The sequence below is a fragment of the Kineococcus mangrovi genome (assembly GCF_041320705.1).
GTDB classification, from domain to species: domain Bacteria; phylum Actinomycetota; class Actinomycetes; order Actinomycetales; family Kineococcaceae; genus Kineococcus; species Kineococcus mangrovi.
Map to the genome: position 1 here is coordinate 272,081 of NZ_JBGGTQ010000006.1, position 23,166 is coordinate 295,246.

The 23,166-nt window shown below is 74.4% G+C and carries 25 protein-coding genes; 14 read left to right on the forward strand and 11 right to left on the reverse strand.

The genetic code is table 11. From position 1 onward, the window contains the following. Positions 1–14 precede the first annotated feature (14 nt). Positions 15–452, forward strand: a complete 438-nt coding sequence (locus tag AB2L28_RS14615; protein WP_370719708.1) for a PPOX class F420-dependent oxidoreductase — start codon at positions 15–17, stop codon at positions 450–452. Between the two features lie 23 nt (positions 453–475). Next, a complete protein-coding gene (locus AB2L28_RS14620; protein WP_370719709.1) occupies positions 476–1,093 on the forward strand; it encodes a CG0192-related protein in 618 nt (205 codons plus the stop codon). A 6-nt stretch (positions 1,094–1,099) separates the two neighbouring features. On the opposite strand, the gene AB2L28_RS14625 is transcribed toward AB2L28_RS14620, so the two are convergent. Beyond that, a complete protein-coding gene (locus AB2L28_RS14625; RefSeq protein WP_370719710.1) occupies positions 1,100–1,450 on the reverse strand; it encodes an LGFP repeat-containing protein in 351 nt (116 codons plus the stop codon). A 24-nt stretch (positions 1,451–1,474) separates the two neighbouring features. Here AB2L28_RS14625 and AB2L28_RS14630 point away from each other — a divergent pair, with 24 nt between their 5' ends. Together AB2L28_RS14630 and AB2L28_RS14635 are read left to right on the forward strand one after the other, a co-directional pair. Next, positions 1,475–1,813, forward strand: coding sequence for a hypothetical protein (locus AB2L28_RS14630; RefSeq protein WP_370719711.1), 339 nt, complete (start codon positions 1,475–1,477; stop codon positions 1,811–1,813). Positions 1,814–1,874: 61 nt separating this feature from the next. Beyond that, complete coding sequence (locus AB2L28_RS14635; RefSeq protein ID WP_370719712.1) at positions 1,875–2,705, forward strand: SDR family oxidoreductase; 831 nt, start codon at positions 1,875–1,877, stop codon at positions 2,703–2,705. Here AB2L28_RS14635 and AB2L28_RS14640 read toward each other — a convergent pair. Beyond that, positions 2,692–4,314: a tetratricopeptide repeat-containing diguanylate cyclase gene (locus AB2L28_RS14640; RefSeq protein WP_370719713.1), complete on the reverse strand. Its 1,623-nt coding sequence runs from the start codon at positions 4,312–4,314 to the stop codon at positions 2,692–2,694. The two genes, AB2L28_RS14635 and AB2L28_RS14640, sit on opposite strands and share 14 nt — an antisense overlap. 72 nt (positions 4,315–4,386) lie before the next feature. On the opposite strand from AB2L28_RS14640, the gene AB2L28_RS14645 reads away from it, so the two are divergent. Both AB2L28_RS14645 and AB2L28_RS14650 read left to right on the forward strand, forming a co-directional pair. Beyond that, positions 4,387–6,048, forward strand: coding sequence for a P-loop domain-containing protein (locus AB2L28_RS14645; protein WP_370719714.1), 1,662 nt, complete (start codon positions 4,387–4,389; stop codon positions 6,046–6,048). Between the two features lie 68 nt (positions 6,049–6,116). After that, on the forward strand, positions 6,117–8,333 hold the full coding sequence (locus tag AB2L28_RS14650; RefSeq protein WP_370719715.1) for a putative bifunctional diguanylate cyclase/phosphodiesterase: 2,217 nt from the start codon (positions 6,117–6,119) through the stop codon (positions 8,331–8,333). 15 nt (positions 8,334–8,348) lie between these two features. Here the strand turns inward: AB2L28_RS14650 and AB2L28_RS14655 are convergent, their stop codons facing one another. Beyond that, on the reverse strand, positions 8,349–9,056 hold the full coding sequence (locus AB2L28_RS14655) for a FadR/GntR family transcriptional regulator (RefSeq protein WP_370719716.1): 708 nt from the start codon (positions 9,054–9,056) through the stop codon (positions 8,349–8,351). A 186-nt stretch (positions 9,057–9,242) separates the two neighbouring features. Between AB2L28_RS14655 and AB2L28_RS14660 the strand changes: the two genes are divergently transcribed. Genes AB2L28_RS14660 through AB2L28_RS14670 form a run of 3 tightly spaced genes read left to right on the forward strand, consistent with a single transcriptional unit; the run spans position 9,243 to position 12,503 of the window. Beyond that, positions 9,243–10,634 (forward strand): GntP family permease, encoded by a 1,392-nt coding sequence (locus tag AB2L28_RS14660; protein WP_370719717.1) that lies wholly within the window; start codon positions 9,243–9,245, stop codon positions 10,632–10,634. Between the two features lie 34 nt (positions 10,635–10,668). Further along, positions 10,669–11,436, forward strand: a complete 768-nt coding sequence (locus AB2L28_RS14665; RefSeq protein ID WP_370719718.1) for an SDR family oxidoreductase — start codon at positions 10,669–10,671, stop codon at positions 11,434–11,436. A gap of 47 nt (positions 11,437–11,483) precedes the next feature. Further along, positions 11,484–12,503 (forward strand): L-idonate 5-dehydrogenase, encoded by a 1,020-nt coding sequence (locus AB2L28_RS14670; protein WP_370719719.1) that lies wholly within the window; start codon positions 11,484–11,486, stop codon positions 12,501–12,503. Between the two features lie 27 nt (positions 12,504–12,530). Here AB2L28_RS14670 and mscL read toward each other — a convergent pair whose 3' ends face one another. Further along, entirely contained in the window at positions 12,531–12,947 is a 417-nt protein-coding gene (gene mscL, locus AB2L28_RS14675) for a large conductance mechanosensitive channel protein MscL (protein ID WP_370719778.1), read from the reverse strand. Between the two features lie 36 nt (positions 12,948–12,983). Between mscL and AB2L28_RS14680 the strand changes: the two genes are divergently transcribed. Next, the gene (locus tag AB2L28_RS14680; protein ID WP_370719720.1) at positions 12,984–14,153 is read left to right on the forward strand and encodes a lycopene cyclase family protein; all 1,170 of its coding nucleotides are present in this window, start codon (positions 12,984–12,986) and stop codon (positions 14,151–14,153) included. A gap of 92 nt (positions 14,154–14,245) precedes the next feature. Here AB2L28_RS14680 and AB2L28_RS14685 read toward each other — a convergent pair whose 3' ends face one another. The 6 genes from AB2L28_RS14685 to AB2L28_RS14710 all read right to left on the reverse strand — a co-directional run bounded on the left by AB2L28_RS14685 (position 14,246) and on the right by AB2L28_RS14710 (position 18,671). Continuing rightward, the gene (locus tag AB2L28_RS14685) at positions 14,246–14,962 is read right to left on the reverse strand and encodes a hypothetical protein (RefSeq protein WP_370719721.1); all 717 of its coding nucleotides are present in this window, start codon (positions 14,960–14,962) and stop codon (positions 14,246–14,248) included. Positions 14,963–15,100: 138 nt separating this feature from the next. Then, on the reverse strand, positions 15,101–15,517 hold the full coding sequence (locus AB2L28_RS14690; protein WP_370719722.1) for a PIN domain-containing protein: 417 nt from the start codon (positions 15,515–15,517) through the stop codon (positions 15,101–15,103). Next, positions 15,514–15,930 (reverse strand): type II toxin-antitoxin system prevent-host-death family antitoxin, encoded by a 417-nt coding sequence (locus tag AB2L28_RS14695; protein WP_370719723.1) that lies wholly within the window; start codon positions 15,928–15,930, stop codon positions 15,514–15,516. Before AB2L28_RS14695 ends, AB2L28_RS14690 begins: the two co-directional genes overlap by 4 nt. A 22-nt stretch (positions 15,931–15,952) precedes the next feature. Continuing rightward, complete coding sequence (locus AB2L28_RS14700; RefSeq protein WP_370719724.1) at positions 15,953–16,669, reverse strand: hypothetical protein; 717 nt, start codon at positions 16,667–16,669, stop codon at positions 15,953–15,955. 478 nt (positions 16,670–17,147) lie between these two features. Then, entirely contained in the window at positions 17,148–17,693 is a 546-nt protein-coding gene (locus tag AB2L28_RS14705; protein WP_370719779.1) for a YceI family protein, read from the reverse strand. A 342-nt stretch (positions 17,694–18,035) separates the two neighbouring features. Then, positions 18,036–18,671: a DAK2 domain-containing protein gene (locus tag AB2L28_RS14710; RefSeq protein ID WP_370719725.1), complete on the reverse strand. Its 636-nt coding sequence runs from the start codon at positions 18,669–18,671 to the stop codon at positions 18,036–18,038. A gap of 102 nt (positions 18,672–18,773) precedes the next feature. On the opposite strand from AB2L28_RS14710, the gene AB2L28_RS14715 reads away from it, so the two are divergent. From AB2L28_RS14715 to AB2L28_RS14725, 3 genes are all read left to right on the forward strand, one after another. After that, positions 18,774–19,283 (forward strand): GNAT family N-acetyltransferase, encoded by a 510-nt coding sequence (locus AB2L28_RS14715; protein WP_370719726.1) that lies wholly within the window; start codon positions 18,774–18,776, stop codon positions 19,281–19,283. A gap of 177 nt (positions 19,284–19,460) precedes the next feature. Continuing rightward, positions 19,461–19,685 carry a hypothetical protein gene (locus AB2L28_RS14720; protein ID WP_370719727.1) on the forward strand — a complete coding sequence of 75 codons (225 nt, stop codon included), beginning with the start codon at positions 19,461–19,463 and terminating at the stop codon, positions 19,683–19,685. A 53-nt stretch (positions 19,686–19,738) separates the two neighbouring features. After that, a complete protein-coding gene (locus tag AB2L28_RS14725; protein ID WP_370719728.1) occupies positions 19,739–21,544 on the forward strand; it encodes a glycoside hydrolase family 15 protein in 1,806 nt (601 codons plus the stop codon). Positions 21,545–21,547: 3 nt separating this feature from the next. Here the strand turns inward: AB2L28_RS14725 and AB2L28_RS14730 are convergent, their stop codons facing one another. Further along, positions 21,548–21,919, reverse strand: coding sequence for a DUF427 domain-containing protein (locus AB2L28_RS14730; RefSeq protein WP_370719729.1), 372 nt, complete (start codon positions 21,917–21,919; stop codon positions 21,548–21,550). Between the two features lie 144 nt (positions 21,920–22,063). Here AB2L28_RS14730 and AB2L28_RS14735 point away from each other — a divergent pair, with 144 nt between their 5' ends. Continuing rightward, complete coding sequence (locus AB2L28_RS14735; RefSeq protein ID WP_370719730.1) at positions 22,064–23,122, forward strand: GGDEF domain-containing protein; 1,059 nt, start codon at positions 22,064–22,066, stop codon at positions 23,120–23,122. The last annotated feature ends 44 nt before the right edge of the window (positions 23,123–23,166 follow it).

Consider the following 23,166-nt stretch of genomic DNA (forward strand, 5'->3'; position numbering starts at 1 on the left):
GGGCTTGCACCGTCATGGCAGACGTCACCACGACCAGCGCGCTCCTGGACCTCGTCGGCTCGACCCGCAACAGCGTCCTGGCGACGCTCAAGCGCGACGGGCGACCGCAGCTGTCCAACGTCACCCACCACTACGACCCCGACCGCCGGCTCGTGCGGGTCTCGGTCACCGCCGACCGCGCCAAGGCCAGGAACCTCGAACGGGACCCGCGGGCCAGCCTGCACGTCACGAGCGAGGACTTCTGGAGCTGGGCCGTCGTGGAGGGCGAGGTGAGCCTGTCCGCCGTCGCGCAGCGCGAGGACGACGAGGCCGTCACCGAACTCGTCGACCTGTACCGGGCGCTCGCGGGCGAGCACCCGGACTGGGACGACTACCGCCGCACGATGGTGCGGGACCGGCGCCGGGTGGTGCGCCTCCCCGTCGGGCACGTCTACGGTCAGCTGCCCGGGTGAGGACCCCTCGGTAGGTTCGGGTGATGGCCGTCATCCACCGCGCGCAGTTGACCCCCACCAAGCTCGAGGCGGTCGTCGGCTGGTTGCCGTCGCAGCCGTGGGCGCCGGCCCTCGACGGCGAGACCGTCGTGGCGGGGCGGTTCCGGTTCGACGACCCCGACGGTGAGGTCGGCGTCGAGACGCTCCTCGTCCGCACCGGCGACGGCACCGTCCTGACCGTCCCGCTGACCTACCGGGGTGCGCCGCTGGCGGGGGCCGAGGAGTTCCTCGTCAGCGAGATGGACCACTCCGTCCTCGGGCGCCGCTGGGTGTACGACGCGGCGGGGGACCCCGTCCACGCCGACGTCCTGCGCCGGGCCATCGCCACCGGCGGGCGCGAGGCCGACCTGCAGACCGCCGTGGACGGCCGGTTCGAGCCGGGGTCGAAGGAGGGGTTCGCGCAGGGCAGCGGATCGGCACCGGACTCCCCGACCGTGACGCAGGTGCGGGTGAGCACCGAGGGGACCGTCACGACGGTCGACACCGGGCACGGGCGGCTGCTCGTGCTGCGCGTGCCCGGCGGCGACGTCCCGGCGGGGCGGACGCTCACCGCGCGCTGGGAAGGCGCCGACCCGGCGGTCGTGGCGGTCCTGCTCGACTGACCGCCGTCAGCCCGGCGTGACGGTCAGGGCCCCGTCGGCGCGGGTCCAGCGGGTGGTGCCGCCCTGGACGTGCTGCTCCACGCCGTCGGGGGTCGGGACCTCACCGGACGTGGGGTGGCCCAGGGGGCTGTGCTCCCACCCCAGCTGGGCCCACCGCGCCCGGCCGACCCCGTCCGGGGTGCCGAGCTCGTCGGTGACGGGGTAGCCGACCGGCCCCTGCTCCCAGCCCAGCTCGGCCCGGCTCCTGTCGGTGGGCTGCCGGGCGCGGTCACCGTACGAGAGCCGTTGCCCGGGGACGACGACCGCCGCCTCGCCGGTCGTCCGGAGGGGCAGCAGCCGGACCGGCCGAGCTGGCACGATGCCCCGGGGAGGTGGTCGCCGGTGCTGCTCGGAGCTGCTGCGTGGGCCGTCGCGGTGCTGCTCAGCCTGGCCGCCGCCCGACGGCGCAGCCGCGAGAACGCGGGCCGGTACCTGCCGTTCACCGTCTGCCGCTTCGACCGCGTCACCGGGACGGTGGTGACCACCAGGACGTGGTGGGCGCTGTTCCTGGCCTCGGTGGCGTTCGCCGCCGCGGGCGGGTGGCTCGGCATGGGCCGCGTCGCCGGCGGGTACGGCGGCCTGCTGGCGCTGCTGGTCGTCTGGGGGCCCGACGTGCTGGGCACGGTCGTGCACAACCGGCGCCTCACGTCGTCCGTCGACGCCGACCTGGGGGAGCTGTAGGCGCGCGTGACACCGACCCGCGCGCGGGCCTGCACCGCGCCGCGGTGGCAGGGTGGGGACCATGGGACTCATCGCCGTCACCGGCGCCACCGGACAGGTCGGGGGCCGGGTGGCCCGCGGCCTGTCGGCGGCCGGCGCCCCGCAGCGCCTCGTCGTGCGGGACCCGCGCCGCGCCCCCGACCTCGACGGCGCCGACGTGCGGGTCGCGAGCTACGACGACGGGGAGGCGCTGCGGCACGCGTTCGACGGGGCGGACGTGCTGCTGTTCGTCTCCGGCGGTGAGGACGCCGACCGGCTGGAGCAGCACCGCACGGTCGTGGACGCGGCCGCCGCCGCGGGCGTCCGGCGGGTCGTCTACACGTCCTTCCTCGGCGCGTCCCCGACGAGCACCTTCACGTTCGCCCGCGACCACGCTGCGACGGAGGACCTGCTGACCGCGGCGCGGTTCACGACGACGTTCCTGCGGGACAACTTCTACCTCGACGTCCTGCCCGCGTTCGTCGCCGACGGTGCGCTGCGCGGGCCCGCGGGCACGGGCCGGGTCTCGGCGGTGGCCCGGGCCGACGTCGCCGAGGTCGCCCTGGCCGCTGTCCTCGACGAGGCGCACGGCGGGCGCAGCTACGACCTCACCGGTCCGCGGGCCCTGTCGTTCGAGGAGGTCGCCGCGACGATCGCGCGGGTCCGGGGGATCCCCGTGGAGTTCGTCGACGAGACCGTGGAGGAGGCCTACGCCTCCCGGGCCGCGTCGGGGGCCCCGCGCTGGATGGTCGACGGCTGGGTCAGCACGTACACGGCGATCGCCGCGGGGGAGCTGGAGACCGTCAGCGACGCGGTCCGCGCCGTCACCGGCCGGGCGCCGCGCAGCCTGGAGGACGTCCTCACCGGGGGCTGACCGGCCGGGCCACCACGCGGTTGCGTCCGGCGGCCTTGGCGGCGTACAGCAGCTGGTCGGCCTGGCGCAGGAGCTCCCCACCGCCGTCGGGGTCCGGGCGGGCACCGACGACGGCACCGAGCGACACCGTCACGCGCAACCCGTCGGCGACCTGGGACCAGTCGGCCTCTTCCACCTTGCGCCGCAACCGGTCCAGCCGTCGGCGGACCCCGTCCACGGGACCGCCGGCGGGGGCGGAACCCCGCAGCACGCAGACGAGCGCGAACTCCTCGCCGCCGATCCGGGCGAGCAGGTCCTGGTGGCGCACGTCCTCGCGCAGCAGCGCCCCGAGCCGGCGCAGCACCTCGTCGCCGACGCCGTGCCCGTGCGTGTCGTTGACGACCTTGAAGTGGTCGACGTCGAGCAGGCAGACGCAGACCCGGTCGCCGTCGCCGGCGCCGGCCAGCAGCGCGGGCAGGGCCGCGTCGAAGGAGCGGCGGTTGCGCAGCCCGGTGAGCGGGTCCTCGTGCGCCTGCCGGTCCAGCGTCTCGGCGTGCGAGCGCAGCTGCTGCAGCTCCACGGTCTGCGTGAGCAACCGGGCCCGGACCTGGGCGGCCTCGGAACGCTGCCGGGTCTGCAGCGCGTGGAACCGTCGGTAGGCCTCCAGCGCACCCCGGAAGTCGCCGAGCTCCTCGTGGCAGCGGGCCAGCAGTTCCTGGGCCCGGACCAGGACGGTCGCGTCGTTCAGCGCGTCCGCCGTCCGCACCACCTCGGTGAACGACGCGGTGGCGGCCTCGAAGTCCCTGCGCCGCAGGGCGTCCATCGCGTACGCCTCCACGACGCCGAGTTCCAGGCTCCGGTAGCCGTGCGTGCGGGCCAGGTCCCGGGCCGCCTCCAGGTCGCGCCGGGCCGGGCCCGGGTCGTCGAGGTAGCTGGTCAGGCCGCCGCGGTTGAGCAGCGTCAGGGCCCGCCGGTAGGGGTTGCCCGCCTCCTCGGCCAGGGCCAGCGACTGCCCCGACAGCTCCACGCCCCGCCGCAGGTCCCCCGCATCGACCGGTCGGCCGGAGTACGCGCGGTTCAGGACGAGGTCGGCCGTGTTCGTCAGCAGGCAGAACCGGGTCTCGCTCGTGACGTCCCGGCTGGTGAGTCCCGCGCTCGCCCGGTCGAACAGCTCGGCGGCCTCGTCGAAGTCGCCCATCGCCGAGCGGATCGTCCCGGCGCGGTTGAACGTGGCCGCGCGCAGGTCGGCGTCGTCGAGGGCCACCGCGCGGGCCGTGCTGCGCTCGATCGCCTCCAGCGCCTCGTCGAACAGCGCGAGCTGCAGGTAGGAGAAGGCGAGCAGGTTCAGGGCCTCGACCTGCCCGGGCACGTCCCCGAGCCGGTCGGCGACGGTGAACGCCTCCGCCCCGGCGCGGGCGGCGTCCTCCAGGTCCCCGAGGCGGGCCGCTTGGTTGCAGACGAGGCGCAGCGCCTCGGCCAGCGGGGGGTCGTCCCCGGCGGCCGCGGCCCGCGCGACGACGTGCTCGGCGAGCCGCCGGCCCTCGCGGTAGTCCCCGCGGGTGCGCGCCTGCTCGGAGCGGCGCAGCAGGACGGCGTCGTCCGCGTCCACGTCCACCGGCGTCCTCGTCACCCCCTGGTCATCGGTCCCCGGTCCCCGGTCTTGACACGGGCCACCCGGACGGGCGCTGCGTAGGGTGCCCCGGTGCCAGGACCCCGTGACACCCTCGCCGGAACCCTCGAACGCCTCGACGGTACGCCCTACGCCCGCTACCGGTCCCTGACCGGTCGTGCCTGGCCCCTGCGGCAGGGGGCGACGGCGACCCTGCGGCACGGGCAGGCCGACCCCTTCGCCCCGCCCTCGCGGTGGGAGGTGCACTGCCCGCGGACCCCGTTCGCCGCCCTCGACCTCACCTCCCCGGTCCGCCGCCGCGCCCTCGCCGGGTTCCTCGCCCGCACCGCCCGGGCGGTCGCCGGACCGTTCCGCGTCGACGCGGGCGGGCAGGAGGTGCTGCAGCGCAGCAGTTGCGAGGTGTCCGCCGACGGGTCGACCGTCCTGCGCCTCGCCTACCCGCTGCCGGGGCCGCGACGGCGCATCGACGGCCGGCGGGCCGCCGCCGACCTCGCCGGGACGCTGCCGGACCTCCTCGACCACGTCCTCGGCGCCGACCTCGACGCGGCCCGCGCGTTCTGCGACGCCGTGCAGGACGCCGACCACCTGCGCTCGTCGCTGCCGGGGCTCGGGCTGGTCGCCTTCGTCGCCGACGGCGCGGTCCTGCCGCGGGCCAGCGGGGTCGACGACCGGCCCCTGCCCGGCGCGGTCCCGTTCACGTCCCCGCCCTCGCTGCGCGTCGAGGTCGACCTGCCCCACCGCGGCCGCACGACCGGCGCGGGCGTCCCCACGGGGGTGACCGTGCTCGTGGGCGGGGGTTTCCACGGCAAGTCGACGCTGCTGCGGGCGCTGGAGGCCGGGGTCCACGACCACGTGCCCGGCGACGGCCGGGAGCTCGTGGTCACCGACCCCGGTGCCGCCGCCGTCCGCGCCGAGGACGGCCGGGCGGTGACCCGGGTCGACGTGGGCGCGTTCGTCAGCGGGCTGCCCGGCGGCGCCGACCCGCGGGACTTCTCCACGGCCGACGCGTCGGGGTCGACGTCCCAGGCCGCCGCCACCGTCGAGGCGCTGGAGGCCGGCTCGCGCGTGCTGCTGCTCGACGAGGACACCACCGCGACGAACCTCATGGTCCGCGACGCCCGCATGCAGGAACTCGTCGCCAAGGCGTCCGAACCGCTGAACCCGTTCGTCGACCTCGTCCAGTCCCTCTCCGAGGACCACGGCGTGTCCACCGTCGTCGTCGTCGGGTCCAGCGGCGACTACCTCGACGTCGCCGACCGCGTGCTGCTCCTGGACTCCTACCGCTGCCACGACGTCACCGGACGGGCCCGCGAGGTCGCCCGCCGCCCCACCGGCCGGGTCGTCGAGGCCGGCACGTTCCCCCGGGTGCGCGAACGGGTCCCGGACCCCGCCGGCGTCGACACGACCGCGCGGGGCCGGCGGCGGGTGTCCGCCGTCGGCACCGACACCCTGCGGCTGGGCGAGCACGACGTCGACGTGCGCGCCGTGCGGCAGTTCACCGACGCCGGCCAGGTGACCGGTGCCGGCCTCGCGCTCGACCACGCCGTCGCGGCCGGCCACCTCGACGGCCGCCGGACGCTGCCGGAGGTCCTGGACCGCCTCGAGGCCGACCTGACCGGGCCCACCGCGGACTGGACCGGCGGGGCCGCCGCCGACGTCGCCGTGCCCCGCCGGCACGAGGTGGCCGCCGCGCTGAACCGGCTGCGGTCGGTGCGGGTGCGCGAACTGCGCTGACCGCCCGCGCCGACGTTCGACCCGAACGGCGCAGCCAGCCGCCCCCCGGCGTGACCGATGTCATGCGGGTGACCCCCCGTCCGAGCCTGGCCAGAGCGCGCGCCGCCCTGCTCGCCCTCGCGGCCGGTCTCACCGTCGGAGCCGTCCTCCTGGGCGCGCCCCCCGCGCGCACCCACCTGGTCCTGTTCGCCGCGCAACTGGCCGGCGTGCTGGTCCTGGTGCTCGCCGGCCGGCGCGAGGCCGCCGTCTGGCGCTGGTGGGCGGGCGCTCTCGCGGTGATCGCCCTGGGACCGGCGGCCCTGGCCACCGTCGACCTCGCGGCGGGCGCGCTGCCCGGCTTCTCGGTCGTGGTCGCGACCCCGCTGGTCTACGCGGCCCTCGTGCGGTGGAACCGGTTCCGCACGTACGTCTCCGACCCCGGGGACTGGCTCAACGGGCTCAGCGCCGTCGTCGCGCTCGCCGCGGCGGTGCTCGTGGCGCAACGGTGGTTCGGCTTCCTGCCCGCCGCCTGGCCCTCCTGGCAGGAGCAGCTGTGGGCGCTCGTCGTCTCCTCGCTCGTCATCCTGCTCGGGACGGCGGCCACGGTCGCCGGCGTCGGCGGCCTGTCGCGCGACGTGCGGATGTGGCTCGTCCTGCTCGTCCTGGCCGGGCTCATCACGCTCAACCTGAGTCTTCGCGGGGGTCCCTCGGACGGTCCGCACACCCAGCTCGGCTGGACCGTGGCCACCCTGGGCATCGCCCTGGCCTCCGTCCTGCCCCGTCGCGCCGTCCCGGTCCCGGCGACCAGCCAGGCCCCCGCGGTGGGCGCGCTCCTCGTCCTCCTCCTGGCGGCGGCCGCGCTCGGCCTCGACGGCCACCGCGACGGCTGGACCGCCTCCTGCTACGCCGCGGCCGCCGTCGTCGGCATCAGCCTGCGGATGGTCCACCTCGTCCGCGAGCTCAAGCACCTCGCGGACTCCCGCCAGCAGGCGCTCACCGACGAGCTGACGGGCACGGGCAACCGCCGGGCCCTCCTGCGCGAGCTGGACCTGCTCGTGGCCGACGGCCGTGCCGGAGCCCTGCTGCTCCTGGACGTCGACCGGTTCAAGGAGGTCAACGACCGCGACGGCCACCACGCCGGGGACGACCTGCTGCGCCGCGTCGTGGCGGCCGCCCGGCACGCCCTGCCCCCCGACGCGGTGCTGACGCGCATCGGCGGTGACGAGTTCGCCGTCCTGCTGCCCGGCCGCGACGAGTGCCAGGCCGCGCGCATCGGGCAGGCCGTGCACGCGGCCGTCGTCGAACGGGCCGAGATCGGGGTGTCCGTGGGTGTGCGCTCCGGCCCGGCCGGTGCGCTGGACGCCGACCGCCTGCTGCGCCAGGCCGACACCGCCATGTACTCGGCCAAGACCGCCGGGGGCGGGGTCAGCGTCTACGACTCCGAGGTCGACGCCCGGCTGCGCGAACGCGCCGGTCTCGCCGACGAGGTGCGCCGCCTCGTGCGGTCCGGCCACGAGCGCATGGGGCGCGAGGTCGTCCTGCACTACCAGCCCCAGGTCGACCTCACGAGCGGTCGCGTCGTCGGCGTGGAGGCCCTCGTCCGCTGGCAGCACCCGACCCGGGGGTTGCTGCCGCCGCTGGTGTTCCTGCCGCTGGTCGAGGAACTCGGCCTCATGCAGCTGCTCACCGGGCACGTGCTGCGCCGCGCCGCCGCCGAGGCCGCGACCTGGAGCCACGACGGGGTGCCCCTGCGCATCTCCGTCAACGTCTCCGCCAGCTGCCTGGGGCACCCGGACCTGCTGCCGCTGGTCGACGAGGTCCTGACCGGCAGCGGTCTCGCGCCCGGGCGGCTGGTCCTGGAGGTCACCGAGACCACGCTCATGGCCGACCCCGACCTGGCGCTCGCCGTCACGCACGCCCTCACCCACCGCGGCGTCCAGCTCAGCATCGACGACTACGGGACGGGCTACTCCTCCCTGGCGTACCTGACCGACCTGCCCGCCACCGAGCTCAAGCTGGACCGGGCGTTCACCGTCCGGGTGCTCGGCGAACCGCGGACGGCGGAGATCGTCGAGGCCACCGTCGCCCTCGCGCACCGGCTGGGTCTGCGCGTCGTCGCCGAGGGGGTGGAGGACGAGGAGACCCGGGCGGTGCTGCACGGGCTCGACGTCGACGAGTCCCAGGGGTACCTGCACGCCCGCCCGTTGCCGCCGGCGGACCTGGTGCGCTGGCTGACGACCGTGCCGTGCCCGGGCCGCCCGGGCCGCCCGGCCCTGGTCGTGGGGTCGGAGTCCCGGGACCGCTGACGGCTCGGGGTGCCCTCAGGCCCCGTGGAGCTCCCCGGTGACGATGGCGATGTGCTCGCGGACGTTGCGCTCGGCGTCGGTGCCGTCCCCGCGGGCGATGGCGCGGGCAGCGGCCAGGTGCGCGTCGAGCGTGCCCGGCGCCGGGTCCGCCGGGGTCAGACCTCGCTCGGCCCGCCCGACGAGGATCTCGCGGACCGGGCCGGCCAGTTCGGCGTAGAGGGGGTTCCCGCTCGCCGCGAGCAGCAGCGCGTGGAAGTCGATGTCGACCCGCAGGTACTCGGGGGAGTCCCCCAGGCCCGCGCTGCCGAGGCGCACCAGCTCCTCCGCCAGCCGCACCAGACCGTCCCGCTGGGCCTGGTCGGCCCGTCCGGCCGCCAGCCGGGCCGCGGCGGGTTCGAGGGCCGCGCGCAGTTCCACCAGCTCGAGCAGGTGGGTCTGCCGCAGCGGCCCGTCCAGGGTCCACCGGATCGTCTGCGCGCCCAGCACGTGCCAGGAGCTGCGCGGCTGGACGGTGATCCCGACGCGGCGGCGGGAACGGACCAGGCCGAGGGACTCGAGCACGCGGACGGCTTCGCGGGCCACCGTGCGGCTGGTGCCGGTGTCGGCCTCGATGCCCGCGAGCGTGATCACCGAACCCGCGGGCAGGTCGCCGCAGGTGATGCGCCGGCCGAGGGTGTCCAGGACGCTGCCGTGGGTGCGCGAGGCGGAGCTCGGACCGGTCATGGACCCCTCACGATCGTCGTGCCACCGGTCCCGTCACCAGGGCGAGTAGAAAAGTACTACTTTCCATGACACCCTGCCCGGACCTGGCGCCGGTGGCAGCGGTCATCAGCGCCGGCGCACCGCACCGAGCGCCCCGGTGGTCCTCCCACCCGCGGCGCGACCTCCGTTCACCGTAGAAGGAAGTCAATGGAAGACTGGACTCAAACGCTCGGAGCAGGTCCGCTCCTGGGCATCGCAGCGGGCGCGATCGCCCTGATCCTCGTGCTCGTCATCGTCTTCAAGCTGCACGCGTTCCTGACGCTGATCATCGTCTCGGCCCTCACCGCCATCGCCACGGGCATCCCGACGAACCAGATCGCCAGCACGCTGGTCAGCGGTTTCGGGACCACCCTGGGCTCCGTCGCCCTGCTCGTCGGTCTCGGGGCCATGCTCGGCCGGCTCGTGGAGTCCTCCGGCGGCGCCCGGGTCCTGGCCGACAAGATGATCGACGTCTTCGGCGAGAAGCGGGCACCGTTCGCCCTGGGCGTCGCCTCGCTCGTCATGGGTTTCCCGATCTTCTTCGACGCGGGCCTCATCGTCATGCTGCCCATCGTCTTCGCGGTCGCGCGCCGCATGGGCGGGCGCTCGATGCTGCTGTACGGCCTCAGCTCCGCCGCCGCGTTCTCCGTCATGCACGTGTTCCTGCCCCCGCACCCCGGCCCCGTCTCGGCGACCGACCTGCTCGGCGCCAACATCGGCGTCGTCCTGCTCGCCGGCCTGGTCGTGGCGTTCCCGCTCTGGTACGTCTCGGGGTACCTGTGGGCCAAGGTCGCCAACGCCCGCAACCCGCTGCCGGTGCTGTCGCTGTTCGGCAGCGAGGACGACGACGTGCAGGCGCAGAACCCGCCGAAGGCCGGGACCGTCATGGCGATCCTCGCCGTGCCGCTCGTGCTCATCCTCATGAACACCCTGTTCAGCACGCTCGGGACCTTCGGCGCGGTCGACGCCGACAACACCGTCGTCCAGGCGCTGGTGTTCATCGGGACGAGCTCCGTCGCGCTGCTCATCAGCGTCCTCGTCGCCGCCCTCGTCCTGGGCCGCGCCCGCGGCGTCCGGGGTTCGGCGCTGGAGAAGACGCTCGACAGCGCCCTCGGGCCGATCTGCTCGGTCGTCCTCATCACCGGCGCCGGCGGCATGTTCGGCGGCGTCCTGCGCACCTCCGGCATCGGTGACGCCCTGTCGACGACCCTCGGCGACCTCGGCCTGCCCGTCATCGTCGCGGCCTGGTTCATCGCCGCCATCCTGCGCCTGGCCCAGGGGTCGGCCACGGTCGCGCTCGTCACGGCCGCGGGCCTGGTGGCCCCGGCGGTCGCCGCGGCCGACCTGAACCCGGTGCAGCTGGCCGCGGTCGTGCTCGCCACCGCCGCCGGTTCGGTGTTCGCCGGTCACGTCAACGACTCCGGGTTCTGGCTCGTCGGCCGCCTCATGGGCATGGACGTGAAGACGACGCTGAAGACCTGGACCGTGCAGCAGGCCATCGAGTCCGTCCTGGGGTTCGCGGCCGCGCTGCTCGTGTTCGCGGTCGGCGCCGCGTTCTGACCCCGTCCCGCCCCACCCGCCAGGAGCCGCACCCGTGACCGACCTCTTCGACCTCACCGGCCGGACCGCCCTCGTGACGGGGTCCTCCCGCGGGCTCGGCCAGTCCCTCGCCCTCGCGCTGGCCCGCGCCGGGGCGCGGGTGACGCTGCACGGCCGCGACGCGGCCGCCCTCACCACCGCCGCCGACCTGCTCGACCGGGAGACCGGCACGCGCCCGGCCACCGTCGCCTTCGACGTCACCGACGCCGCCGCCGTCGAGGCCGCCGTCGGCGGCCTGCTGGCCGATCAGGGCGCCCCGGACGTCCTCGTCAACAACGCCGGCCTGCAGCGGCGCGCACCGTTCACGGAGTTCTCCGTGGCCGACTGGGACGCCGTCATCGCCTCGAACCTGTCGGGCGTCTTCTACGTCTCGCGCTTCGTGGCCCCGGGCATGGTCGAGCGCGGTTCCGGCAAGATCGTCAACATCGCGAGCGTGCAGTCGGTGCTGGCCCGTCAGACCATCGCCCCGTACTCGGCCTCCAAGGGCGGGGTCGCCCAGCTGACCCGCGGCATGGCCGCCGACCTCGCGCGGCACAACGTGCAGGTGAACACCATCTCCCCGGGCTACTTCGCGACCGAGATGAACACCGCCCTGTGGCAGGACCCCGAGTTCGACGCGTGGCTGCGCCAGCGCACCCCCGCCCGGCGCTGGGGCCGGGTCGAGGAGCTGCAGGGCACCCTCGTCTACCTCGCCTCGAGCGCCAGCGACTTCGTCTCGGGGCAGAACATCTTCGTCGACGGCGGGATGACGAGCGTCGTCTGACGCCCGTCCCCGTCCCCACCGCACCCGCACTGCCACGAGGAGCACCGGTGAAGGTCGTCCAGATCGACGGCAGGCTCGACCTCGCCCAGCGCGAGGTCCCCACCCCCGAACCCGGCGAGGGGCAGGTGCGCCTGCGGGTCGACTACGTCGGCATCTGCGGTTCGGACCTGCACTACTACTTCGAGGGCGCCAACGGCGCGTTCGTCGTGCGCGAACCGCTGGCGCCCGGGCACGAGCTGTCCGGCCGCGTCGACCTCGACCCCGCCGGCCGGTACGCGCCCGGCACGCCCGTGACCGTGCACCCCGCCCGGTTCGGCACCCCCGAGCGCGGGGTCGAGGACGAACCCCACCTGTGGCCCGGGGGGTCCTACCTCGGCAGCGCCTCCACCACCCCGCACACCCAGGGTGCCCTCGGGGAGTACCTCGTCGTCGAGGCCGGCATGGTCCGGGAACTGCCCCCCGGCCTGCCGCTGGACCGCGCGGCCCTGGCCGAGCCGCTGGCCGTCGCCCTGCACGGCGTCACCCGCGCCGGGGACGTCACGGGCGCCCGCGTCCTCGTCTCCGGCGCCGGGCCCATCGGCCTGCTCACCGCGGCGGCCGCCCGCGCCCGCGGCGCCGCCGAGGTCGTCGTCGCGGACCTGCTGCCCGAACCGCTGGACCGGGCGCGGGTCGTCGGCGCCGACCGCGTCCTGCGCATCGGCGTCGACGAGGTCCCGGCGGGGGAGTTCGACGTGGTCTTCGAGTGCTCCGGGGCCGCACCGGCGATCAGCGCGGCGTTCGTCGCGGCCCGCCGGCGCGGGGTCGTCGCCCAGATCGGGATGGCGCCCGACGAGGCGCGTCCGGTCAACCTCGCCCCGGCCGTCTCCAAGGAGCTCACCGTCCTGGGCGTGTTCCGGTTCAAGGACGAGATCGACGAGGCCGTGCGCCTGCTCGCCACGACCCCCGCGCTGGCCTCGGTCATCACGCACGTCCTGCCCGCCGACGAGGCGCAGCGGGCGTTCGAGGTCGCCCGGGACTCCAGCGTCAGCGGCAAGGTCCTCCTCGCCGTGTGGCCCGAGGGCGGCTGAGCGCGGGGTTCCCGGGGACCGGTGGCGCTACTCCTTCCCGAGCGTCGGGGTCGTGCCGCCGGACTGCGCGGCCAGGAGGTCGCGGATCTCGGTGAGCAGGACGACGTCCTCGGTGGGAGCCTTCGGTGCGGCGACCTCGCCCTTCTTGCGCAGGGCCAGCAGGCGGTTGACCGGGGTGACGATGACGAAGTAGACGACGGCGGCGACGATGAGGAAGTTGACGACCGCGCCGACGATCGCGCCGAGACCGAAGGTCGCGCCGTTGAACTCGTACCGCCACAGCGCGTCGGTGTCCGGAGCCCCGCCGAGGGCGGCGATGAGCGGGGTGATGAGGTTGTCCACGATGGACGTGATGATCCGGGTGAACGCGGCGCCGATGACCACCGCCACGGCGAGGTCGATGACGTTGCCCCGCAGGACGAAGTCCTTGAACCCGTTGACGATCTTCACAGCAGTCCTCTCGGTCGTGGGCGGGCAGCCGTGACGAACACTAGGGCCGCCCGGCACGCGGGGCCCGCGCTCACCGTGGTGGGCCTCGGCGCCGCCGGGGCCAGCCTGGCGTGGCGGCTCGTGGACGCCGGTGTCCCGTTCGAGGTGGTCGAGGCCCCCCGGGCCGCCGACGTGCGCAGCCCGGACCGGACGTGGAGCACCTGGGGCGCCACGGGCCCGGGACCCTTCGGGCACCTCGTCTCGGCGAGCTGGCCCCGGGTCCGGCTCGTCGCCCCCGATGGTGCCGTCGTGACGGCCGACCTGGGGTCCTGGCGCTACCGCAGCCTGCACTCCCACGACCTGGACCGCGCGGTGCGCGCGAAGCTCGCCGCCGCCGGGGTGCCCGTGCACGAGCGGGTGCTGACGGGGCCGGCCCCGGTGCCCGCCGTGGACACCCGGCCGGTTCCCGTCCCCACGGACGGCCGGACCCTGCTGTGGCAGCACTTCCTGGGGCACCGGGTGCGCGCGCGCCGTCCCGTGTTCGACCCGGCCACGGCCACGCTCATGGACTTCCGCACCCCGCAGCCGGCGGGCGGGGTCGCGTTCGGGTACGTGCTGCCGACGTCGACGACGGAGGCGCTGGTGGAGTACACGGAGTTCTCCGCCGACCTGCTCACCGACGCCGGGTACCGCGACCGCCTCGGGGAGTTCCTGCAGCGCAGCGGCACCGGCCCGCACGAGGTGCTGGGGGAGGAGCGCGGCGTCATCCCGATGACGGACGCGCGGTTCCCGGCCTCGGGCGAACCCGGGGTGTTGCGGTGGGGGGCGAACGCCGGGTCGATCCGCCCGTCCACCGGGTACTCGTTCACCACGCTGCAGCGGCAGGCCGACGCGCTCGCCGCGCAGGTCGTGGCGCACGGGCCGCAGGGCCTGGCGTTGCCGCCACCGCACCGCCGTCGGCACCTGCTGATGGACTCCCTCGTCCTGCAGGCGCTCACCTCGGGTCGGGTCGACGGGGCCGTGTTCTTCGTCGACCTGTTCCGGCGCAACCCCGTCCACCGGGTGCTGGGTTTCCTCGACGGGACGACGACGCCCGCGCAGGACGTGGCGCTGATGGCCACGTCCCCGCGGGCGGCGATGCTGTCGACCGTGCTGAGCCGGGTGGGGTTCAGGGGTTCGCTCAGCCTGGATCCACCGCACGGTGATCCCGGCGGGGCCTGACACCGGGTCGTGGAGCAGCCGCCGACCTGATGCCGGCTCCTCCACCGTGCTCCCTGCTCGGGCCCCGTGAGGCGAGGGACATCTGGTGGTGCTCAGGTCCTCAGCGTCGGCCTGGGCTGGCGGGGAACAACCGAGGCCGTGACCGCCAGGGCTGCGGTGAGGTCGTCGAAGCCGACCTGCCACCGCCAAACCCGTGGGGCGTGCAAGCGGAACCTGCGAGCTGAGGAGGCGAGCCGAGATGGGGGTGAGATCGACTTCCTGCGGGTGGTCCCCATCTGCTCACTGTGACGACCCGCCCCGGCCGACACCGCGACCGCCCGGGTGGGGTCGTGGGTGGTCACGGCCAGGATCAGCCAGGCGCCGTCGGTCTGGAACTGCCCCGACGGCAGATGCGCCGGCGTGTTGTCCGTCAGCTCTGCGATCGTGGATTCCACGATCGCGTGCGCGCGGTGGGACTTCTCCGCCTCCAGCACCGGGGCCGGGGAGTCGGTGAACACCGCGTGGTGGCGGCGGGTGTCGAAGAGTTCGCCCTGCCCCCTGGCGACTTCGGGGTCGAGCCGTTCGACCCGGCGCACGATCGACCGGGCGCTGACGTGCTCGGCCAAGCGTCGGCCGGTGAACGCGGTGCAGGTGGTCTCGGTGACCTCGGCGTCAGACACCCACCGCTGATCGTCCTCGTCCCAGACCGCATCGGTGTACTCGGTCGGCGTCCGCGCATCGTCGGCGATGGTCGAGATCACCTGCCGGACAGCAGGGTTGTGGCGGACGGCGATCGAGAACCGGGCTCGGGCGCGGCGGGCGGTCGCCACGACGTCGTGGTTGCAGGTCGTGGTCGTCGCAGGTCAGCAGGCACCCGCCGCCTCACACCACCTCGCGGTCAGCGACGACCGGCGGTGGATTCAGGCTGAGGCAGCGCGTTTCACGGTGCGGCGACGATGTGACCGCCGTCAGGGCCGGTGGTTCAGGGTGTCGAGGATCGGGCCGACAGCCGCGATCAGCTGCTCGTCCGCCGTCACGAGCGTCCACCCGTTCGCCAGGGCCGTCGCCGCGACCATCAGGTCGTTCATCCGCTTGCGCGGGTTCTGGCCCGCGGTGAGGGCTGCGGCCGAGATGCGTCCGAACACCGCCTGGACAGCGCCGTCGATCGGCTCGGGGTCGAACAGGCCGGAGACCTGCGCGAGGGTGGCTTGCCGCAGCGTGACCTTCTGGGCGTCGCCGTCGTGCGCCGCCTTGGCGATGCCGAACTGCAGCTCCAAGACGGTGACAGCGGAGACGTGCAGCTCAGCGTTCGGGGGGACGGCGTCGAGCAAGGTGGCGTCGCTCAGCAGGTCGTAGACCGCGTTGGAGTCGAGCAGGTGCGTCACTTCTTCTCGCTGTCGGTCGTGCTGAGGCTGGTGGCGACCGGCCCGCGGGGAGCGACCGTGATCCCGTTGGCCGCAGCCCACTCGCGCACCGCGCGGGCGTCCTCAGCTCGCTCGCTGGCGATGGGCTCCGCAGGTTCGTGGGCCTCCTCGTCCGGGTCCGGGATGGCCCAGTCGGCCTCGGCGAGGTCGGCTCGAAGGTCGGCGACCTGCTCCTGCGTCATGGCGGGGCGGGAGAGGAGCGTGCGGAGGTCCGCGACGGGGACGGCTCGGCGGGGGGCGTGCGGGGCGACGTAGGGGCTGAGCTGGGCGACGGGCTGGCCGTCGCGGGTGATGGTGAAGTTCTCCCCTTCCTCGACGCGGCGGAGGACTCCGGCGTAGTCGTTGCGCAGCTCGCGCAGGGGGATGGTCGTCATGCTCCGATCGTAGCCGCCGCGGCTACAGCATTGCCAGGGATCGCGGGATCCGTGCGTTCGGCAACACCAGGGTCGTCCTTGCCCGCCACGACGCGGGCAGATCCCGCGCGACCGGACCGCGTCCGGGACCAAGATCCACCGCGACCCTGAACGACTGCTGGCGGGCGATCTGGGAGATCGCAGTCTGCAGGTGCTCGAACCCGGACCGCCAGGGCCGACCGGACGGGGCGTGCAGCCGCAGTCGCCGAGCCGAGGACGCGACCCGGGCCGGCAAGCTGATCAGCTCGCGCCGGACCGTCCCCGCCCGCCGGCGTCGGTGTGCGGTCCCGGCCACGACGACGATCGTGCGGGTCAGGTCGTGCGCGGTCGCGGCCGGCACCGACCACGCCGCGTTCGCCTGGAACTCCTCTGACGGTAGGTGCGCCAGGGCACCGTCCTCGGCCGAGCGTCGGCCGGTGAACGCGGTGCAGCCGGGAGTTTGAGACCCCGGCTGCACCTTCGATCGTGGAGAGCCCTCGATCGCCGTCCACGCATCGTGGGCGATACCCGCGACAGCCCGCCGGACAGCGGGGATCGCTCCGTGCGGTGATGGAGAACCGAGCCCGGCCGCGGCGACCGTGACGTGGTTGTCGTACGCCGAGTCCGCGCGCACGATCACCAACCGGTTTCTGGTGCTGGTGCGTTGCAGGGTCGCCACAGCGTCACGAAGCAGCTTTGGTGAGCCCTTGGCGCTGGCCACCGACCCCTCGTGCCGCCGAGTCCCCAGGATGGCTGGCGGGCTGGTCGGGGTGGTCGCGGTCTGCGGACCGCTGAGGAACCGCGCCGCCACCGCGTCGAGCTGACGGGCGGGGCCACGGGTGGAAGACCGCAGGGACGTCCCCGAGGTCGAGGGAGCGCGGACGTCCTCGAACAGTTTCCCGCCTCCGCCGCAGCGCAGGACGTTCATGGGCCCCGGGGCGACGGTGGGAGTGTCGATGCTGTCGGCGCCGGCGAGCATCCCGGCGATCAGGCCGGTGGCCTTCGCGGTGGCGTCGGGCGCGCCAGGGGCCCGGTCGAGGTGAGGTGCTGAGCGAAGAGGGCGTGCGGGACGTGCACTCGGCGGGTGCCTCCCCTGGCAGACGACGTGGTTCCGTGAGGAGTCCCGTCGTTGCAGGTCGGCAGGCACCCGCCGCCTCACGTCCAACCCGTGGAACCTCACCCGGGCGGTGGATCCAGGTTCAGGGGTTGAGGACGGCCTCGACGTCGAGTTCGAGGTCGACCTTGTCGGCGACGACGAGCCCGCCGTTGTCCAGGCGCGCGTCGAACTCGACGCCGAACTCGCGACGGTCGATCCGGCCCTTGGCCGAGAACCCGGCGCGCGTGCCGCCGTAGGCGTCGGGACCGAAACCGGACACCTCGACGGTCAGCGTCACCGGGCGCGTGACGCCTTTGAGGGTCAGGTCACCGGTGAGGACGAAGTCGTCGCCGTCGTGGCCGAAGGCGGTGGACCGGAAGGTCGCGACGGGGTGGGTCTCGACGTCGAAGAAGTCGCCGGTCTTGAGGTGGCCGTCGCGCTGCTCGTTGAACGTCGTGATGGTGGTGACGTCGACCTCGGCGGTCACCGAGGAGCGACCGGGTTCCTCGCTCGTGACGATCTCGCCCGACACCGAGCCGAGGCGGCCGCGGACCTTGCTGACGGCCATGTGCCGGACCGTGAACGAGATCTCGGAGTGGCTCGCGTCGATGGTCCAGGTGCCGGCCTGGTAGCCGGGGACGGCGGGCATCCCCGCTGGGGCCTGCGCGGGGGCCTCGAGCGTCGTCGTGCCGCTGTTCTTGTCCTTGCCGCCGAACCAGCCCATGGTGTCCTCCAGAAGTGTTTGCAGCTTCAACTGACTGAGCTCGACGATACGCCCTTGTCTTTCAAGCTGCAAGTACTTTCCCTGGACGTCCCTGCCCGGTGCGCGCACCGCACCGGTACCGCCGCACCGGCACGCGCTCGCGGAGGTGGACCGTGCCCTGGTGATCGGGTGTGCGGCCGATGCCTCGTGGGCCCGGACGAACTGCTCGACGCTGCCGGCACGCCGGTCCGAGCGACCACCTCGCCGCACCGTCGCGTGCAGGGTCCTTCAGACGACGGTGCCCCGCTCGAAGAACCACGTGACGGCGAGCGCCCCCGGGTCCACCACGCCGTCGACGACGGTGTGCCGGGTGCCGTCGGCCGCGGCGCGGTAGGCGGCGTTGAGGGCGGCCACGGCGGGCACGTCGGCGACGTCCGCCCCGGCGAGGGCGTCGGCTGCGGGGGCCATCGCGTCGACGAGGGACCCGGCGCCCGGGGCCGGGGCCCCGGCGCGCTGCACGGCGACCAGGCCCGCCCGGGCTGCGTCCGCCAGGGCCCGGGTGCCGGCCTCCCGGCCGCAGGAGCGGCCGAACTCGGCGAACCAGGGGGCGAGCAGCGCCGGCAGGCCCGGACCGGCGGCGAAACCGGTGGCGACGGCGGAGAAGACGTCGCCGGCGAGCTGCGGGGTCCGCTCGCGCAGGACGTCGTCGACGGCGGCCGCACCGCGCTCCAGCTCGGCGCCGACGCCGTGCAGCTCCCCGGAACGGGTCCGCAGCTGGTGCTCGAAACCCCTCCACCACACCAGGACGCGCCGCACGTCGAGGTCGGCGGCCCGGGTGCCGGCGACGGGGTCGACCCGCCGGCCGTCGTGCCGCAGTTCCAGCTCGTCCAGGGGGGACGACGCGTCCGTCGTCACCGAGCTCACGTGTCGCTCCACGGTCCACCGCCTCGTCGTCGAGGGTCCTCTCGTCTGACGCCGTGAGCGTGCCACGGGGCCGGGGTGATCGCCAGACGTAGGGTGCCCGGCGTGACCGTGCTGGTGCGCAGACCCGTGGAAGCCGAGTGGGAGCACTGGCGAGACCTGCGGCTGCGGATGCTGGCCGACACCCCGGAGGCGTTCGCCGAGACCCTGGCGACGGCGCAGGGGCACGACGAGGCCGAGTGGCGGTTCCGGGTCCGCCGCACCTGGCAGCCGGGCAGCTTCACCGTCGTCGGCGTCGAGGGGGCGACCGATCGGTGGGTGGGCACGATGGGTGCCTTCACCGACCCCGCGGGGGGTGTCGTCCTCGTCTCGGTCTTCGTCGAGCCCGCCCACCGCGGCGGGGTCCTGGCCGACCGGCTGCTCGCCGCGGTGCTCGCGTGGGCGCGGGACGTGCGGGGGGTCGGGGGGATCACGCTGCACGTGCACGAGCGGAACCTGCGGGCCCAGGCGTTCTACCGGCGCCGGGGCTTCGTCGACCACGGGGTCCGGGTCCCGTACGTCCTGGACCCGACGAGCGAGGAGATCGAGATGGAGCTGCGGTTCGCGGGCGTGTGAGAACGCTCCCAGAGCCCCCTCCGGAAGCTCTCGGCCGGATCGCTCACACGCTCTAGATGATTACTCTGAGTAGCATCTAGACTACCCATTCGCGGCTCAAGCGTGCTGGAATGCGGACCGATGCCTGGAGTGTCGGTGACGCACCGTCTCGACGCAGCAACGAGAAGGAGCCTCACCGTGACCAAGCACCGCTCGCTCGCCGCCGTCCTCGTCTCGGGTGCGCTGCTCCTGGGCGGAGCCGCCTCGGCCCCGGCCGCGTCGGCCGCCGTCAAGATCTCCGTCAAGGCCCCCGTCAAGACCTCCGTCAAGACCTCCGTCGTGAAGGGCCAGGTCACCACCGGCCACCTGCGGTCCCTGTCCACCGGCCACCTGCGCTCGGTCTCGGAGGGCCACCTGCGCTGACACGCGGGGCCCGTCGGGTCACGAGCGCTCCCCGGGCGGGGGAAGATGTGGTCGTGGCCAAGATCGAGGACTACGCGCTCATCGGTGACCTCCACACCGCGGCCCTCGTCGACCGCACGGGGTCGATCGACTGGCTGTGCTTCCCCCGCTTCGACTCACCCGCGTGCTTCGCGGCCCTGCTCGACACCCCGGACGCCGGGCGCTGGCGGCTCGGGCCCAGCGGCGGCGCCCGCAGCACCCGGCGCCGCTACCGCGACCGGTCCCTCGTGCTGGAGACCGAGTGGGACACCCCCGACGGCACCGTCCGCGTCACCGACTTCATGCCGCAGCGCGGCAACCACCCCGACGTCGTCCGCATCGTCGAGGGCCTCGAGGGCGAGGTCCGCATGACGTCCGAGCTCACCCTCCGCTTCGACTACGGCTCGATCGTGCCGTGGGTGCGCCGCCGCGGGGACGAGCTGGAGGCCGTCGCCGGCCCCGACTCCGTCTGGTTCTGGACCACGGCCCCCGTCGAGGGCCGCGACCTCAGCTCGGTCTCCGACTTCGTCGTCCGCGAGGGCGAGCGCGTCCCCTTCGTCCTGACGTGGGGTCGCAGCCACGAGAAGGTCCCGCACCGGCCCGACCCCTTCCACGCCCTCGAGGACACCCTGGCGTTCTGGTCGGACTGGAACCGCACCGAGACGGTCGAGGGCCGCTGGGAGGAGGCCGTCACCCGGTCCCTCGTCGTCCTGAAGGCGATGACGTACGCCCCCACGGGCGGGATCGTCGCCGCCGTGACGACCTCGCTGCCGGAGGAGCTCGGCGGCACCCGCAACTGGGACTACCGGTACTGCTGGCTGCGGGACGCCACCTACACGCTCCAGGCGATGCTGCTGTCCGGCCACCTCGAGGAGGCCGAGGCGTGGCGGGAGTGGCTGCTGCGCACCGTCGCGGGCGACCCGGGTGACCTGCAGATCATGTACGCCCTCGACGGCACCCGGCGGCTGCCGGAGATGGAACTGCCGTGGCTGAAGGGGTACGAGGGGTCCTCCCCGGTGCGCATCGGCAACGAGGCCGCCGGTCAGCTCCAGCTCGACGTCTGGGGTGAGGTCCTCGACAGCCTCTTCCTGGCCCGTCAGGCGGGGCTGGAGCGGCAGGACGACTCCTGGAACCTGCAGAAGGCGCTCATGCACCACCTCGAGGCGCGCTGGCAGGAACCGGACAACGGCCTCTGGGAGATGCGCGGGGACCGCCGCCACTTCACCCACTCCAAGGTGATGGCCTGGGTCGCGGCCGACCGCATGGTGCGCAGCGTCGAGGAGTTCGGGCTGCCCGGTCCCGTCCAGCGCTGGCGCCGGGTGCGCGAGGAGATCCGCGCCGACGTCCTGGCCAACGGCGTCTCACCGACGACCGGGACCTTCACCCAGAGCTACGGCTCCGACAACCTCGACGCCAGCCTGCTGCTCATCCCGCGCGTCGGGTTCCTCCCGTTCGACGACCCGCGCGTCGTCGCGACGGTCGAGGCCGTGCAGCGCGACCTCACCGAGGACGGCTTCGTCCTGCGGTACCGGACCGAGGAGTCCTCCGACGGGCTGCCGGGGTCGGAGGGCGTGTTCCTCGCGTGCTCGTTCTGGATGGTCGACGCGCTGCACGGGATCGGCCGGACCGACGAGGCGCGCGCCCTGTTCGACCGGCTCCTGTCGCTGCGCAACGACGTGGGTCTGCTCGCCGAGGAGTACGACCCGGTCTCGCGCCGGCAGCTGGGGAACTTCCCGCAGGCCTTCAGCCACTTCCCCCTGGTCGTCGCCGCGCACCACCTCACCAGCGGTGAGGGCGAGCGCAGCGACGAGGCCGACGGGCGCGAGGCCCACGACGGCTGACGATCACCCGACGGTGACCGACACCCGGTCGGGGGAGAACGCCACGTGCCCGGCGATGCGCGCCACGGCCGGGGAGGCGTCCGGGTACCCCCAGACGCCGTCCGGCAGGTCGGTGCCGCCCGCGCTGACCGACCAGTACGACGCCTCGCCCTTGTAGGGGCACCACGTGCGGGTGTCGCTGGGCCGCAGCACGTCCGGGTCGACGTCGTCGAGCGGGACGTACTGGACCGCCGGGTGACCGGCCTCGGCCAGCGTCAGGGCCGACGTCGTGCGGGCGACGACGGTGCCCGCGACGCGCACGACGACCTCCCCCTCGGTCGGCGTCACGGTGATCGGGTGGGCCGGTCCGGGTTCGCGGTGCTCACGGGTGCTCATGCCCGGCACAACCCCCGCCGTCGGCGCGCTCTTCCGCGGGACCGGCCCCCCGGCGGACGGTTGCAGGGGGGCGACCCTTGCGCCGACCGGGTTGTCGTGGGGCGCCGGCGGTCAAGCCGGCGCGGGAGCGGTCGATACGGGGGTGTGCAGGGAACCACCCGACGGACGGACCGCGCGTTCCGTGCTCCGCGTCGTCGTCGCCTGCTGGACTCGCTGAGCGCGCGCAACCCGCGGTCGGCCCGGACGTGGGCCGCCGTCGCCCTCGTGGTCACGATCCTCACGAACGTCGTCACCGGGGCCGCCGGCTCCGGCGGGGTGCCCGTCCCGGAGCTGTGCGCCGCCGCCGCCCTCACCGCCCTGTCGGTGGTGCTGCTGCGCCGGCGCGTGGACCGGGTGGGCCCGCTCATCGTCCTGGCGCCCCTGGCCGGCGTCCTGGCCATCGTCTGGCTCGACCTCGTCACCCGTGACGCCTCCGTCACCGGGCAGGTCTTCTTCATCGTCCCCGTCGTCTGGGCCGCGGCCCAGCTGCGCGTCGGCGGGGCCGCGCTCGTGACGGCCGCGACGATCGCGGGGGAGGGGGTCGTCGTCTGGACGCTCCTGGAACCGCAGCGGGCCGTCACGGACTTCGCCTACCTCACGGTCCTGCTCCTGCTCGTCAGCGGTGTCCTGAACCGGTCGGGCGCCGTGCAGGAACGGCTCGTGGAACAGCTGCGGCAGCAGGCGAGCATCGACCCCCTGACGGGGCTGTGGACGCGGCGGGTGCTGGACCGGGCGACCGCGCGGGCCGTCGAGCGCCGGGCGGGCGAGGCCTCCCTCGTCATCATCGACCTCGACCGCTTCAAGACCATCAACGACACCTACGGGCACCTCGGCGGTGACGCCGCCCTCACCCACGTCGCGTCGCTGCTGACCGGGCGCTGCCGGGAGGGCGACCTGGTGGCGCGCATGGGCGGGGACGAGCTGGCCGTCCTCATGCTCGACTGCCCGCGCGAGACCGCGGCCTGCCGGTCCCAGCAGTTCGTCGACGTCGTGCGGGCCACGCCCCTGCGGCTGCCGGACGGAACCCTCGTGCCGCTGTCGATCAGCGCCGGGCTGGCGTCGCTGTCCCCGACGGCCACGCGGGCCGAGGACCTCTACGCCAGTGCCGACGCCGCCCTCTACGTCGCGAAGCGGACCGGCCGGGACCGCCTGTCGGCGGCCTGACCCGACGTGCCGGCCCGTTCGCCTGCACGGCTGCGCGGGGAGCA

What these genes read in the sequence shown, in the direction of transcription:
- AB2L28_RS14615 (WP_370719708.1), top strand. Translation starts at nt 15, where the DNA reads ATGGCAGACGTCACCACGACCAGCGCGCTCCTGGACCTCGTCGGCTCG.
- AB2L28_RS14620 (WP_370719709.1), top strand. Translation starts at nt 476, where the DNA reads ATGGCCGTCATCCACCGCGCGCAGTTGACCCCCACCAAGCTCGAGGCG.
- AB2L28_RS14635 (WP_370719712.1), top strand. Translation starts at nt 1,875, where the DNA reads ATGGGACTCATCGCCGTCACCGGCGCCACCGGACAGGTCGGGGGCCGG.
- AB2L28_RS14655 (WP_370719716.1), bottom strand. Translation starts at nt 9,056, where the DNA reads ATGACCGGTCCGAGCTCCGCCTCGCGCACCCACGGCAGCGTCCTGGAC.
- AB2L28_RS14660 (WP_370719717.1), top strand. Translation starts at nt 9,243, where the DNA reads ATGGAAGACTGGACTCAAACGCTCGGAGCAGGTCCGCTCCTGGGCATC.
- AB2L28_RS14695 (WP_370719723.1), bottom strand. Translation starts at nt 15,930, where the DNA reads ATGACGACCATCCCCCTGCGCGAGCTGCGCAACGACTACGCCGGAGTC.
- AB2L28_RS14705 (WP_370719779.1), bottom strand. Translation starts at nt 17,693, where the DNA reads ATGCCCGCCGTCCCCGGCTACCAGGCCGGCACCTGGACCATCGACGCG.
- AB2L28_RS14730 (WP_370719729.1), bottom strand. Translation starts at nt 21,919, where the DNA reads ATGAGCACCCGTGAGCACCGCGAACCCGGACCGGCCCACCCGATCACC.